General features: G+C 73.9%; 11 protein-coding genes and 1 pseudogene. 5 read left to right on the plus strand and 7 right to left on the minus strand.

Annotation, left to right across the window (positions count from 1 at the left end):
• Positions 1 to 37 precede the first annotated feature (37 nt).
• Genes VKA29_RS36125 through VKA29_RS36135 form a run of 3 tightly spaced genes read right to left on the minus strand, consistent with a single transcriptional unit; the run spans position 38 to position 3,564 of the window.
• Positions 38 to 1,252 carry an acetyl-CoA C-acetyltransferase gene (locus VKA29_RS36125; RefSeq protein WP_324790310.1) on the minus strand — a complete coding sequence of 405 codons (1,215 nt, stop codon included), beginning with the start codon at positions 1,250 to 1,252 and terminating at the stop codon, positions 38 to 40.
• A 21-nt stretch (positions 1,253 to 1,273) separates the two neighbouring features.
• On the minus strand, positions 1,274 to 2,416 hold the full coding sequence (locus VKA29_RS36130; RefSeq protein WP_324790311.1) for an acyl-CoA dehydrogenase family protein: 1,143 nt from the start codon (positions 2,414 to 2,416) through the stop codon (positions 1,274 to 1,276).
• Positions 2,413 to 3,564, minus strand: a complete 1,152-nt coding sequence (locus VKA29_RS36135) for a CaiB/BaiF CoA-transferase family protein (RefSeq protein WP_324790312.1) — start codon at positions 3,562 to 3,564, stop codon at positions 2,413 to 2,415. Before VKA29_RS36135 ends, VKA29_RS36130 begins: the two co-directional genes overlap by 4 nt.
• Before the next feature lie 220 nt (positions 3,565 to 3,784).
• On the opposite strand from VKA29_RS36135, the gene VKA29_RS36140 reads away from it, so the two are divergent.
• Entirely contained in the window at positions 3,785 to 4,963 is a 1,179-nt protein-coding gene (locus VKA29_RS36140) for a saccharopine dehydrogenase family protein (protein ID WP_324790378.1), read from the plus strand.
• A gap of 1,148 nt (positions 4,964 to 6,111) precedes the next feature.
• Here the strand turns inward: VKA29_RS36140 and VKA29_RS36145 are convergent.
• Positions 6,112 to 6,789 (minus strand): annotated as a pseudogene (locus tag VKA29_RS36145) (endonuclease V); the annotation flags it as partial.
• Between the two features lie 50 nt (positions 6,790 to 6,839).
• Here VKA29_RS36145 and VKA29_RS36150 point away from each other — a divergent pair.
• Positions 6,840 to 7,136, plus strand: coding sequence for a YciI family protein (locus VKA29_RS36150; RefSeq protein WP_324790313.1), 297 nt, complete (start codon positions 6,840 to 6,842; stop codon positions 7,134 to 7,136).
• Positions 7,137 to 7,149: 13 nt separating this feature from the next.
• On the opposite strand, the gene VKA29_RS36155 is transcribed toward VKA29_RS36150, so the two are convergent.
• Positions 7,150 to 7,479 (minus strand): plasmid stabilization protein, encoded by a 330-nt coding sequence (locus VKA29_RS36155; RefSeq protein ID WP_324790314.1) that lies wholly within the window; start codon positions 7,477 to 7,479, stop codon positions 7,150 to 7,152.
• A gap of 268 nt (positions 7,480 to 7,747) precedes the next feature.
• Here VKA29_RS36155 and VKA29_RS36160 point away from each other — a divergent pair, with 268 nt between their 5' ends.
• Positions 7,748 to 8,164, plus strand: a complete 417-nt coding sequence (locus VKA29_RS36160; protein WP_324790315.1) for an SsgA family sporulation/cell division regulator — start codon at positions 7,748 to 7,750, stop codon at positions 8,162 to 8,164.
• A 177-nt stretch (positions 8,165 to 8,341) separates the two neighbouring features.
• Here VKA29_RS36160 and VKA29_RS36165 read toward each other — a convergent pair whose 3' ends face one another.
• Together VKA29_RS36165 and VKA29_RS36170 are read right to left on the minus strand one after the other, a co-directional pair.
• Complete coding sequence (locus tag VKA29_RS36165) at positions 8,342 to 8,659, minus strand: hypothetical protein (RefSeq protein ID WP_324790316.1); 318 nt, start codon at positions 8,657 to 8,659, stop codon at positions 8,342 to 8,344.
• Between the two features lie 643 nt (positions 8,660 to 9,302).
• Entirely contained in the window at positions 9,303 to 9,947 is a 645-nt protein-coding gene (locus VKA29_RS36170; RefSeq protein WP_324790317.1) for a GOLPH3/VPS74 family protein, read from the minus strand.
• 337 nt (positions 9,948 to 10,284) lie between these two features.
• On the opposite strand from VKA29_RS36170, the gene VKA29_RS36175 reads away from it, so the two are divergent.
• Together VKA29_RS36175 and ddaH are read left to right on the plus strand one after the other, a co-directional pair.
• A complete protein-coding gene (locus VKA29_RS36175; RefSeq protein ID WP_324790318.1) occupies positions 10,285 to 11,973 on the plus strand; it encodes an ABC-F family ATP-binding cassette domain-containing protein in 1,689 nt (562 codons plus the stop codon).
• 70 nt (positions 11,974 to 12,043) lie between these two features.
• The gene (gene ddaH, locus VKA29_RS36180) at positions 12,044 to 12,820 is read left to right on the plus strand and encodes a dimethylargininase (protein WP_324790319.1); all 777 of its coding nucleotides are present in this window, start codon (positions 12,044 to 12,046) and stop codon (positions 12,818 to 12,820) included.
• Positions 12,821 to 12,841 lie beyond the last annotated feature (21 nt).

Consider the following 12,841-nt stretch of genomic DNA (forward strand, 5'->3'; position numbering starts at 1 on the left):
GGGGTCTCCGTAGAAGTCGCGTGCGGTTCGCCGGTATTCAGATGCGCTCGACGATCGTCGCGATGCCCATGCCGCCGCCCACGCACAGCGTGGCGAGGCCGTAGCGCTTGTCCTGGCGCTCCAGTTCGTCGACGAGCGTGCCGAGGATCATCGCGCCGGTCGCGCCGAGGGGGTGGCCGAGCGCGATCGCGCCGCCGTTGACGTTGACCTTGTCCAGGGACAGGCCCATGTCCTTCACGAAGCGCAGGACGACCGCGGCGAATGCCTCGTTGATCTCGACGAGGTCGATGTCGTCGATGGTCAGCCCGGCCTTGGCGAGGGCCTTGCGGGTGGCGGGCGCCGGGCCGGTGAGCATGATGGTGGGCTCGGAACCGGAGACGGCGGCGGCCACGATCCGGGCGCGCGGGGTGAGGCCGTAGCGCTCCCCCACCTCCTTGGAGCCGATCGCGACCAGCGAGGCGCCGTCGACGATGCCGGAGGAGTTGCCCGCGTGGTGGACGTGGTCGATCTTCTCGACCCAGTGGTACTTCTGCAGCGCGACGGCGTCGAAGCCGCCGAGTTCGCCGATGTCCGCGAAGGAGGGCTTGAGCCCGGCCAGGGAGTCGGCGGTGGTGCCGGGGCGCGGGTGCTCGTCGTGGTCGAGGACGACCAGGCCGCTGCGGTCCTTCACCGGGACGACGGACCGGTCGAAGCGGCCCTCCTTCCACGCCGTGGCCGCCCGCTCCTGCGACAGCGCCGCGTACTCGTCGACGTCCCGGCGGGTGAAGCCCTCGATGGTGGCGATCAGGTCGGCGCCGATGCCCTGCGGCACGAAGTCGGTGGCGATGTTGGTCATCGGGTCGTTGAACCAGGCGCCGCCGTCGGAACCCATCGGCACCCGGGACATGGACTCGACGCCGCCCGCCAGGACGAGGTCCTCGAAGCCGGAGCGGACCTTGGCGGCGGCCATGTTGACCGCCTCCAGGCCGGACGCGCAGAAGCGGTTCTCCTGCACGCCGGCGACGGTGTCCGGCAGTCCCGCGGCGATGGCGGCGATCCGCGGGAGGACGGAGCCCTGGTCGCCCAGCGGGCTGACCACACCGAGGACGATGTCGTCGATCGCCGCCGGGTCGAGGCCGGGGAACCGGTCGCGGATCTCGTGGATGAGCCCGACGACGAGGTCGACGGGCTTGGTGCCGTGCAGGGCGCCGTTCGCCTTGCCGCGGCCGCGCGGGGTGCGGATCGCGTCGTACACGTACGCTTCGGTGCTCACGGGAAAGCCTTTCGATGAGGGTCAGGCGAGCAGGGAACGGCCGATGATCTCTTTCATGATCTCGGTGGTCCCGCCGTAGATGGTCTGGATGCGGCCGTCGGTGAATGCCCTGGCGACCGGGTACTCGGTCATGTAGCCGTAGCCGCCGTGCAGTTGCAGGCAGCGGTCGGCGACGCGCTTCTGCAGCTCGGTGGCCCACCACTTGGCCATGGAGGCGTGCACGGCGTCGAGTCCGCCGCCGGTGTGCTCCTCGACGCAGCGGTCGAGGAACGCGCGGGTGACGGCGCACTCGGTGGCCATCTCGGCGGCCTCGAAGCGTATGTGCTGCTTGGTGGCCAGCGGCCGGCCGAAGGCCTCGCGCTCCTTGACGTACCGGACGGTGATCTCCAGCAGGTGCTCGGCGGCGGCGATCGCGGCGACGGCGATGCTCAGCCGCTCCTGGGCGAGGTTCGTCATCAGGTGCCCGAAGGCGCCGTTGAGCTCGCCGAGCAGGTTCTCCTTGGGCACCCGCACGTCGCGGAAGAACAGCTCGGCCGTGTCCTGCGCCTTCTGCCCGATCTTGTCGAGGTTGCGGCCGCGTTCGAAGCCGTCCGTGCCGCGCTCGACGACCAGCAGCGACAGTCCGTGCGCGCCGCCCTCGGGGGTGGTGCGGGCGACGACGATCACCAGGTCGGCGAGGATGCCGTTGGAGATGAAGGTCTTGGAGCCGTTGAGCAGCCAGTGGTCGCCGCGGTCCTCGGCGTGGGTCCGGATGCCCTGGAGGTCGGACCCGGCGCCGGGCTCGGTCATGGCGATGGCGGTGATCAGCGAGCCGTCGCAGAAGCCGGGCAGCCAGCGGCGCTTCTGCTCCTCGGTGGCCAGGCCGGTCAGGTACGGGCCGATGATGTCGTTGTGCAGGCCGAGGGCGAGTCCGGGGGTGCCCGCGCGGGTGAACTCCTCGGCCAGGACGGCGCTGTAGCGGAAGTCGTCGGTGCCGCCACCGCCGTACTCCTCGGGCACGGCGAGCCCGAGCAGCCCCTGTCTGCCGGCCGCCAGCCAGGCGTCGCGGGAGACGATGCCGTCCTTCTCCCACTGTTCGTAGTGCGGCAGCACCTCCTTGGCGAGGAAGGCGCGCACGGTCTCGCGGAACGCGTCGTGCTCGGGGGCGAAGATCTGCCGCTTCATGCGAGGTCCTTCGTCGGGTGGTCGGACGCCAGGTCGGGTACGTCCCAGTCGCGCGCCACGTCCGCGGTGTCGGCGCCGGGCAGCGCGGGCGGGCGGCGTACCGAGGCGGGGGTCGCGGAGAACCGGGGCGCGGGTGCGGGCTGGGTGATGCCGCCGTGGTCGGTGAAGGTGGATCGGGCGGCCAGGTGGGGGTGGTGCGGGGCCTCGGTCAGGGACAGCACCGGGGCGACGCACGCGTCGGTGCCGTCGAAACGGGCCGTCCACTCGTCCTGGGTGCGGGACCTGAAGCGGGCGGCGACCGCCTCGCGCAGGGCGCCCCAGCGAGTGACGTCCGTACGGGCGTCCGCCTGGTCCGGCAGGCCGAGGAGGGCCGTGAACAGCTCGTAGAACTGCGGCTCCAGGGCGCCGACCGCCATGTACTTCCCGTCGGCCGTCTCGTAGGTGCCGTAGTAGGGGCAGCCGCCGTCGAGGAGGTTGGCGCCGCGCCGGTCCTGCCAGGCGCCCGCGGCGAGCATGCCGTGGATCATCGCGGAGAGGTGGGCGGCGCCGTCGACGATGGCGGCGTCGACGACCTGGCCGGTGCCCGTCGCGCGGGCGTGGTGCAGCGCGGCGAGAACGCCGACGACGAGGTAGAGCGAGCCGCCCGCGTAGTCGCCGAGCAGGTTGGCGGGGGCGGCCGGGGGTGTGTCGGGGGCGCCGGTCAGGCCGAGGGTGCCGGTGACGGCGATGTAGGCGATGTCGTGCCCCGCGCGGTCGGCGAGCGGCCCGTCCTGGCCCCAGCCGGTCATGCGGCCGTAGACCAGCTTCGGGTTGCGGGCGTGGCAGGCGTCGGGGCCGACGCCGAGGCGCTCGGCGACGCCGGGCCGGAAGCCCTCGATCAGGATGTCGGCGCGGGCGGCGAGGTCGAGGACGCGGGCGGCGCCGTCCGCGGACTTCAGGTCGACGATCACCGAGCGCTTGTTGCGGTTGGTCACGTCGCGGGCCGGGTCGATGCCGAGCGCGGCGCCGCCGGGGCGGTCCACCCGGACGACGTCGGCGCCGAGGTCGGCCAGCAGCATGGCGGCGAACGGGCCGGGCCCGATGCCGGCCAGCTCCACGACGCGTACGCCGGTGAGCGGGCCTCGCCCGGGCGTTCCTGCCGCTGTCATCCGGCCCCCTGCGCTGTGACTCCGGCGGCCGCCGTATCGCGACCCCGGCCTGTGTGACACAAACGATGTAACACCAGTGATGCTATGAAGGCGTCGCACTCCGCACAAGACCTGGACGAGCAAGCGCTTAGACAATTACTCGCCAGGCCCCTGCCGCTCACGCTAGCCTCAGCGGCCGACGACGGCGCGCACTGCGGATCCGAGGGGTGTCATGAACAGGCTGAACCGGGCGGACCGGACCGACCGCCCGTACGACATCGTGCTCTTCGGAGCGACGGGTTTCGTCGGGGCGCTCACCGCGGAGTACCTGGCCGCGCACGCCCCCGAGGGGCTGCGCTGGGCCATCGCCGGCCGCAGCGACCTCAAACTGCGACGGCTGCGGGACCGGCTGCCGACGGGGAATCCGGTCGGCGTGCTGCGGGCGGACGTGTCCGACCCCGACTCGCTGCGCGCGCTCGCCGGGCAGGCGCGGGTGGTGGCGACCACCGTGGGACCGTACGTGACGTACGGGGAGGAACTCGTCGCCGCGTGCGCCGACGCCGGAACGGACTGTCTCGACCTCACCGGCGAGCCCGAGTTCGTGGACCGGGTCTACGTGCGCCACGACGCACGCGCCCGGGAGACCGGGGCACGGCTGGTGCACGCCTGCGGGTTCGACTCCGTGCCGCACGATCTCGGCGTGTACTTCACCGTCCAGCAGCTGCCGGAGGGCGTGCCGCTGTCCGTCGAGGGGTTCGTGACCGCGGACGCCGCCTTCTCCGGCGGCACGTTCGCCTCGGCGCTCAACCAGTTCGCGCGGGTGCGGCCGATGCTGGCCGCCGAACGCGACCGTCGGCACCACGAGCCCCGCCTGGTGGGCCGCCGGGCGATCACCTCGCCGGGCGCCCCCCGGTTCGCCAAGGAGGTCGGCGCCTGGGCGCTGCCGCTGCCGACCATCGACCCGCAGATCATCCGCCGGTCCGCGCGCGCCCTGGAGCGCTACGGCCCCGACTTCCGCTACCGGCACTACGCGGCCGTACGGCGGCTTCCCGTGGCGCTGGGCGGGGTCGCGGCCGTGGGCGGGCTCGTCGCGGCGGCCCAGCTGCCGCCCGTCCGGCGCCGGCTGTCGGACCGGCTCAAGCCCGGTGACGGACCGAGCGAGCAGAAGCGGGCCGCGAGCTGGTTCCGCGTCCGGTTCGTCGGCGAGGGCGGCGGCCGACGCGTGTTCACGGAGGTCTCGGGCGGCGACCCCGGGTACGACGAGACGGCCAAGATGTTCGCCGAGTCGGCGCTGTCGCTGGCCCTCGACGACCTCCCGGCGACGGCCGGCCAGGTCACCACTGCGGTCGCCATGGGCGACGCCCTCACCGAGCGGCTGCGCAAGGCGGGAATCGTCTTCCGGGTGGCGGCGAGCCGGTGAACCGGGGGCCGCGGGACGGGTGAGTGAGGTTCCGGGGGCGGGACTGGTGAGGTTCCGGAGGCGGGCGGGCCGGTGAGGCTCGGGGGCCGCAAGCTGTGTGAGGCCCGGCGGGACGGTGGGCCGGTGAGCCACCGGCGACGGTGGCTCACCGGGGGGCTGCGAGCCGGTGGACACCCGCGCCCCGGGCGCGTAAGCCCCCGCCGCTGCCGACCAGCGAGCTTCCGGCGGCTGCGAACCGGTGAACCACCGGCGACCGCAAGCCGGTGGCCGCCGCGGGCGGCGAGCCCGGGAGCCGGCAGGGGAACGCCGGGGAGCCGTCTTCGTGGGGCCGCCGGAAGTGGCGGGCGGCTACGGCGTCCAGCCCGCGACGGTGCAGATCATCCCGGGTGCCCAGCCCGGTCCCGCCGTCACGGCGGCGATCAGGGTGCCGTCATGGCACGTTCGACGGGGCAGCCGGGGCCGGACAGCGGCTCGGGGGCGCGGTGCGTGGTCTTGCCCCGCAGCCTGCCGCCCGAGCCGGGCGCGGTGCGTGGTCTTGCCCCGCAGCCTGCCGCCCGGGCCGGCCGCGCCACATCCGTACGCGCCGCATCCGTACGGCTGCTCAGACCCGGCACGCGTACGACCCGGCACGCGTACTCAGCCGCGGCGCGCGTACAGCCGCGGCATGCGTGATCCACCGCGGCACGCGGTGCTCAGACCGGCGGCGTCTCGCCGAGCGCGTCCGAGATCCGGGCCCGTACGGCCGGGTCGTCCGTGGCGGTGGCGAGCCGCCAGGCGAGGGGGCCGATCTGCCATCCCGCGTGGTGGTCGAAGTACGGAGGGGGACCGGCCGCGTTGTGGGCGACCTTCGCGACCAGTTCCGCGAGGCGCGACAGGAGGCGCTGTTCGTCGGTGAGCCGCTCCGCGGCGGCGAGGGAATCGTCCCGGACCAGCTCGAACACCTCGCGTCCCCGGCTCCACCGGTCCCGGTCACCGGCGAGCTCCAGGGCGGCCGCCACCCCTGGCGCCGGGCCCGTCCCGCGCGCCGCCGCCTCGAGCACCCGGCCCGCCCAGGCCACCGGGTCGGGCCGGCGCTCGAACAGGGTGCGCCCCCAGGACCGGGACGGGTCCGTCGGCGCGCGGTCGGTGACCGGCGGTTCCGGCGGCGCGGCCTCCCGCAGTGCCCTCCGGCACAGCGCGTCCGCCCTGCGGGTCGTCTCCGGCAGGCGGTAGCGCGGGGTCAGGGCCAGGGTGTGGGCGCAGGCGTTGTCCAGGCTCGTGCGGTGGCCGACGGAGACGAAGACCGGCTTGACGGCGTGCCGGGTGCGCAGGGCGCGGCCGACCTCCTCGCTGCCGTCGAGCAGCGGGGAGGCGTCCGCGCGACGTGCGCCCGGCTCGTCGTAGGTGAAGGCGAACGGGTTCTTGGCGACGCCGACGGTGGGCAGACCCGTCAGGACGCCGAGGTGGCTGGCGAGGCCGAAGCGGCGCGGGTGGGCGAGGCCGTAACCGTCGCAGACGACCAGGCCGGGCTCGCGGGGCAGCGCGTCGAGGGCGGCCAGGACCGTGGGGATCTCGCGGAAGGCGAGCAGGCCGGGGACGTACGGGAAGGAGATCCGCCCCACGGCGGTGGCCTCGGCGACGACTTCCAGGGTCGCCGCGTCCAGGGTGACGGCCGCCGCCGCTACGACGTCCCGTTCGTCGTCGTAGGCCACGTCGACGCCGGTGACCAGGCCCGTTCCGGGCGGGGGGCCGGGCTCGCCGAGGACCACGCGGGTCCGCAGCTCGTCCTGGACCGCACGTGCCTCAGCCTCTGTCGCGGGCCAGCCCGCGGGGATGCTCACCGTCATGACGCGCACGAGCCTACGGGGCGGCGCACCGAGCGCGTAGGCTCCTGATCATGTTCGTGATGGAGCTGATCCACACCGCCCCGCTGGAGGCCGTCGACGCGGAGCTGGAAGCGCACCGGGCCTGGCTCGACGTGCACTTCGCGAAGGGTGTCTTCCTCGCCGCGGGCGCCAAGAGGCCACGCGAGGGCGGAGTCGTCCTCGCCGTCGCCGACGATCGCGCGCACGCCGAGGAGATCGCCGCGGGTGACCCCTTCGTCACCGCCGGGGTGTGCGAGTACCGCATCACGGAGTTCGTCGCCGCCCGGACGGCGCCGGCGCTGGAACAGTACCGGCAGCCGCCCGTCTGAGCCGGACCGCGGGTCAGCCCTTGTCTTCGAGGGCGCGCTGCAGCTGGCTCTTGTTCATGTCGGAACGTCCGTGGACGCCACGGCGCTTGGCCTCCTCGTACAACTGGTCGTAGGTCGGCCCCTGCGATCCCTTGCCCGACCGTTGGCCGCCCCGCTGACCGGAGGACTTGTCCTGGGTCGAGGTGCGACTGGCCGTCTTGGACTCGCCGGAGCGCGCCCGCTCCTTGTTGACCGTCCGGGCCGCGATCTCCTCGGCGCGCCCGGTGCTCTCGCCGCGGTCCTCGGCGCTCTTCTTGATGTGCTCGTACTGACGTTCCCGCTTGGGACTCGAACCGCTCGGCATGTCAGGTCACTCCTTTCGCCGGGAGCCACCGGGTACCCAGGTCGCGGCCGATGCCTCACGATCGGGGGCGCCGTCACTCCACCGGCCTCGGCGGGCGCCTTCGCACGCCGGCGCCCGGACGGTGGGCCGGGTCACTTCCGTGCATGAAGGCGGTGACAGAGGTCACTAGCTTCCCGTGCGCACTGAATGGACCATTCCGTCGTCTCTCTCAGTGCCCGGCCTCGTCCGACCCCCGAAGTTCGTTTCGCCGTCACAAGGGAGCAAGGCGTTGACCACCGTCATCGAGCAGCCCGTGGAGGCCCGCCTCGTCGCCGCGGCGCCGCGTATGCCGAGCATCCCCGCCGTGCTGCGGTACGACCGCGGCGACCCGTTCGCGGTCTGCATGACCTTCCCGGCCCCGGCCACGCTGGAGGGTGTGGAGGTCTGCTGGACCTTCTCGCGCGAGCTCCTCACGGCCGGTCTCGAGGGCCCGGAGGGACAGGGCGACGTGCGGGTGCGCCCGTACGGGTTCGACCGCACCGTCCTGGAGTTCCGCGCTCCCGAGGGCACCGCCGTGGTGCACGTGCACTCGGCCGACGTGCGCCGCTTCCTGCGGGCCACCGGCGAGCTGGTGCCGGTGGGCCTGGAGCACCTGCAGCTGGACCTCGACCACGACCTGGCCGAGCTGATACGCGACGCCTACTGACGCGCCGCCTGCACGACCGGCGCTCAGGCGGGCGGCGCCCCGAGCGGCCCGCTCGGCCCGCTCGGCCCGCTCGGCCCGCTCGGCCCGCTCGGCGACCGGGAGGGTGCGCCGGGGACCCGCCATCACCTTCAGCGGCCCGTCGACGAGCTGTCCGTACGGCCGGGCCGATCGCGGCTGTCAGCCGGTCGTGAGGGCGGCCGACGCGTCGGTCAGGGCGAGTCGGCCCGGGCCGGCGTTCCGGGTCCGGGCCCGTTCCACGAAACGGCCCGGCTCCGCGCGGACGGTGGCCGAGTCGATGCGCTTGATCACGGGCAGCGTGGCCTCGACGATCGGGCAGGCGTCGTCGAGCCGGCCGACCCCGGCCGGGGCTGTGGCCTGCCGAACCGCGAAGCGGGCCCGGGAGTCGCCGTCCGCCGGGACGGCGGGCCGGCGCCGGCGCCGGAGCTCGACGGCGAAGAGGTGGGCGGCCCGCTCGAAGCGACGCAGGCTGAGCATGCCGGACGCCTCGATGAGCCGAGGGTTGCCGTTCTCGATGCGCGGGCCCCGGTACGGGTCCGGTCGCCGGCGACGTCGGCGGCGTGGCTTCTGAACCGCTCCAGCCGAACTGCCGTACGACCCATCCCGTGTGACCACCTGGCGACCTGGCCGGCTCACCCCGGTGACGGGCGGCGCGTCGCGCTGGAAAGCGCCCGCGGCAGGCATGCGGAAAGGCCCGGAAAGCCGTGCGCTTCGCTTCCGGGACGTCGTCCCACGGCGTCCTCGAACAGCTCTTCTTCGTCGGCGACGTCCCTGGCATGCTGTGGACTCCGAGAGATGCCGACGGAACCCGCCCCCCGATCGTCCCCTCTGATCGCCGGCTTCCGGGCGCTCGTGGTCCGCCAGATCGTGCCGGAGTGGCAGAGAGTCGACGCTGCACGCCGACCCCGGCAGGCACGGTGAGGTCCCGGCGTCCGAGACGGACAGCACGCTGCGGTTCTTCGCCCGGCACCTCGGCTGACACCACCGCCCGCACGATCACCCGGCGTCGGAGCACCTCTTCCGCCTCCGCCAGAGCCTCCGTTCCCGGTGGGGGCGTTCGGCGGGCACCGGCCGCGCGGCACGAGGGCGGCCGGCGGGAATCCGACGGGTGCGTGGGCCGTCAGCGCCCCGCCGCCGCGACGGCCGTGGTGCGCAGCGCCGCGCACAGCTCCCGCACGATCCCCGCCACGCCGCTGCGCTCCGCCAGCTCATCGACGCGCCTCCGGCAGCTCTCCGCGTGCCCGTCCCCGCCGACCGGGGCCACCGGCGTGGGCAGCGCGGCCGCGACCGCGAGGGCGGTGGCGGCCGCCTCCCGCGCGGACACCGCCGTGAGCGGCCCGGCGAGGGTCCGGCGGGCCTCCTCCCGCAGGGCCTCCACGACGTCGGCGCGCCGCAGGACGTGGTCGGCGGCCGGGAAGACGCCGAGCACCCGTCTGCGTTCGGTCCCCAGGTACCCGTCGGCGGTCAGCTGCTGCCGTACGGCGTCCGCGGTCACGCGCGCGTGCAGCGTCACCCAGTCGCGCCACCGGTGGGGGCGGGACTCCCGGACCAGTTCCAGCAGCCCGTCCAGGACGGGGTCGCCGGTGAGGGCGTCCAGGTCGGCCGGGGTGGCGATGCCGTCGTCGTCGAGCAGCAGGCCGCGCTGGGCCAGTTCGGTGAGGGCGCCCGCCCGGACCAGCGGGGCGGCGCCGGCGGCCTCGCCGGTGGCGGTGTCCCAGGCCAGCAGGTGGAGCCGGGCGGGCAGGGTGAGCGAACCGTGGGGCACGAGGTCTCCTTGACGCGGGTGGGATGCGGCGGGGGCGGGTGGGGTCGGGGGCGGGGCGGGGACCGCGAAATTGCTTTGACACCGTCCGAGGCCCGCTCCTACCGTGCATGACGGTTCTGTTGTCGTCGATCGGAGAAGGACGTTGCTCGTCTGAGGTCCCGGGACACCGCGTCACACACCTGATCGAGGTGTGTGCGCAGCGTGCGACCTCGGCGATGAGCCGTCCTGACGGAGCAGGGCCCCTTTCCGTGCCCCGGTGCGCTCCCCTCCCGCCGTCGGTCGCCGGTGTCTCGATACGCGTCTGCCCCTGACCGCACCACGCAACCGCGAGGCCCGTATGTCTGCTTCCGTCACCTGTACGTCCCTGTCCTTCACCTGGCCCGACGGCACCCCCGTCTTCGACGGCCTCGACGTCACCTTCGGCCCCGGCCGCACCGGGCTGGTCGGCGTCAACGGCTCCGGGAAATCGACCCTGTTGAAGCTGATCGCCGGGCGGCTCGTCCCGGCCGACGGCACCGTGCGGGTGGCGGGAGAGGTCGGCCACCTCCCGCAGAACGTCACGCTCGACACCCGGCTGCGCGTCGACGAGGCCCTCGGCGTCTCCGCGCGGCGCGCCGCGCTGCACGCCATCGAGGCGGGCGACGCGGCCGAGGAGCACTTCGAGGCGCTCGGCGACGACTGGGACGTGGAGGAGCGCGCGCTCGCCACCCTCGGTGAACTCGGCCTCGCGCACGTCGGGTTGGACCGCACGGTCGGGGAGCTGTCGGGCGGCGAGTCGGTACTGCTGCGGCTGGCGGCGCTGTTGCTGCGCCGGCCGGACGTGCTGCTGCTGGACGAACCGACGAACAACCTGGACCTGTACGCGCGCCGGCGGCTGTACGCGGCCGTCCGGTCCTGGCCCGGCGTGCTGATCGTGGTCAGCCACGACCGCGAACTGCTGGACCTGGTCGACCAGATCGCCGACCTGCACGCCGGGGAGGTCACCCGGTACGGCGGCAACTTCTCCGCCTACGAGGAGGCGCTCGCCGCCGAACAGGAGGCGGCCGAGCGCGTCGTGCGCGCCGCCGAGGCCGATGTCCGCAAGCAGAGACGCGAACTGGCCGACGCGCACGTCAAGCTGGCCCGCCGCAAGCGTTACGGGCAGAAGATGTGGGACAACAAGCGCGAGCCGAAGATCGTCATGGGCGCCCGCAAGCGCGCGGCGCAGGAGTCCGCCGGCAAGCACCGCATCGTGCAGGAGGAGCGGCTGGCCGAGGCCAGGGAGCGGCTGGACGAAGCGGCGGAGGCCGTACGGGACGACGAGGAGATCCGCGTCGACCTGCCGTACACGGCCGTTCCGCCGGGCCGCAGCGTCCTCACCCTGCGGGACGTGCGGCTCGCCCACGGCGCCTGCGTGGCCGGCGGCCTCGATCTGCACGGCCCGGAGCGGGTGGCGCTGATCGGGCGCAACGGCGCGGGCAAGACGACGCTGCTGCGCACGGTCGCCGGGGAACTGTCCCCGGTGTCCGGGGAGGTACGGGCGCACGTGCCGCTGCGGTTCCTGCCGCAACGGCTCGACGTGCTCGACGGCGAGCTGTCGGTCGCCGAGAACGTCGCCCGGTTCGCGCCGGACGCCACCCGGAACCGGATCCGCGCCCGCCTGGCCCGCTTCCTGTTCCGGGGCGCGCGCGCCGACCGCAAGGCGGCGACGCTCTCCGGCGGCGAGCGCTTCCGGGCCACGCTGGCGGCGCTGATGCTGGCCGAGCCGGCGCCGCAGCTGCTGATGCTGGACGAGCCGACGAACAACCTCGACATGGCGAGCGTGCGGCAGCTGACCTCGGCCCTGGAGTCGTACGAGGGAGCGCTGATCGTCGCGAGCCACGACCTGCCGTTCCTGGAGTCGATCGGGGTCACCCGCTGGCTGCTGCTGGACGGCGAGCTGCGGGAGACCGGCCCCGAGCAGCTGGGACAGGCCCTCGGCGGCGGGTCCCGGGAGGGGCACGACCCGGCCACGGGGGTTTTGCCCTGGCGGGAAGGGGCTGCATGATGGCGAACGGGTGTCGCATCGCGGACACCGTCATCGACCGCCATCCACCGCCGACCACGGAGACCCGGACGTGCCCAGCAAGAAGGCTCTCATCCGCCGACCCGGCCCGCGCCTCGCCGAGGGTCTGGTGACGCACATCGAGCGGGAGAAGATCGACGTCGATCTCGCGGTGCGGCAGTGGGAGGAGTACGCGGCGGCGCTCCGCGAGCACGGCTGGGAGACGATCGAGGTGGACCCGGCCGAGGACTGCCCCGACTCGGTGTTCGTCGAGGACACGGTGGTGATGTACAGGAACGTCGCGCTGATCGCGCGGTCCGGCGCGGAGTCCCGGCGGGCGGAGACCGCCGGGGTGGAGGAGGCCGTGGCCCGCCTCGGCTGCTCGGTGAACTGGATCTGGGACCCGGGCACGCTGGACGGCGGCGACGTGCTGAAGGTCGGCGACACGATCTACGTCGGCCGGGGCGGGCGTACCAACGCGGCCGGCGTCCAGCAGCTGCGGGCCGCCTTCGAGCCGCTCGGCGCGCGGGTCGTGGCGGTGCCGGTGAGCAAGGTGCTGCACCTGAAGTCGTCGGTCACGGCGCTGCCGGACGGGACCGTCATCGGGCACATCCCGAAGGTGGACCGGCCCTCGCTGTTCCCGCGCTTCCTGTCGGTGCCCGAGGAGTCCGGCTCGCACGTCGTGCTGCTGGGCGGCGGCAAGCTGCTGATGGCGGCGAGCGCGCCGAAGACGGCGGAACTGCTCGCCGACCTCGGCCACGAGCCGGTGCCGGTGGACATCAGCGAGTTCGAGAAGCTCGAGGGCTGTGTGACCTGTCTCTCGGTGCGGCTCCGGGAACTGTACGCCTGACAGGTGCGGCCCCGGCTGGGC

The organism is Streptomyces sp. H51 (assembly GCF_035656535.1).
In the GTDB taxonomy this organism is placed as follows: Bacteria; Actinomycetota; Actinomycetes; order Streptomycetales; family Streptomycetaceae; genus Streptomyces.

What these genes read in the sequence shown, in the direction of transcription:
- VKA29_RS36150 (WP_324790313.1), top strand. Translation starts at nt 6,840, where the DNA reads ATGTTCGTGATGGAGCTGATCCACACCGCCCCGCTGGAGGCCGTCGAC.
- VKA29_RS36165 (WP_324790316.1), bottom strand. Translation starts at nt 8,659, where the DNA reads ATGCTCAGCCTGCGTCGCTTCGAGCGGGCCGCCCACCTCTTCGCCGTC.
- VKA29_RS36175 (WP_324790318.1), top strand. Translation starts at nt 10,285, where the DNA reads ATGTCTGCTTCCGTCACCTGTACGTCCCTGTCCTTCACCTGGCCCGAC.
- VKA29_RS36135 (WP_324790312.1), bottom strand. Translation starts at nt 3,564, where the DNA reads ATGACAGCGGCAGGAACGCCCGGGCGAGGCCCGCTCACCGGCGTACGC.
- VKA29_RS36130 (WP_324790311.1), bottom strand. Translation starts at nt 2,416, where the DNA reads ATGAAGCGGCAGATCTTCGCCCCCGAGCACGACGCGTTCCGCGAGACC.
- VKA29_RS36155 (WP_324790314.1), bottom strand. Translation starts at nt 7,479, where the DNA reads ATGCCGAGCGGTTCGAGTCCCAAGCGGGAACGTCAGTACGAGCACATC.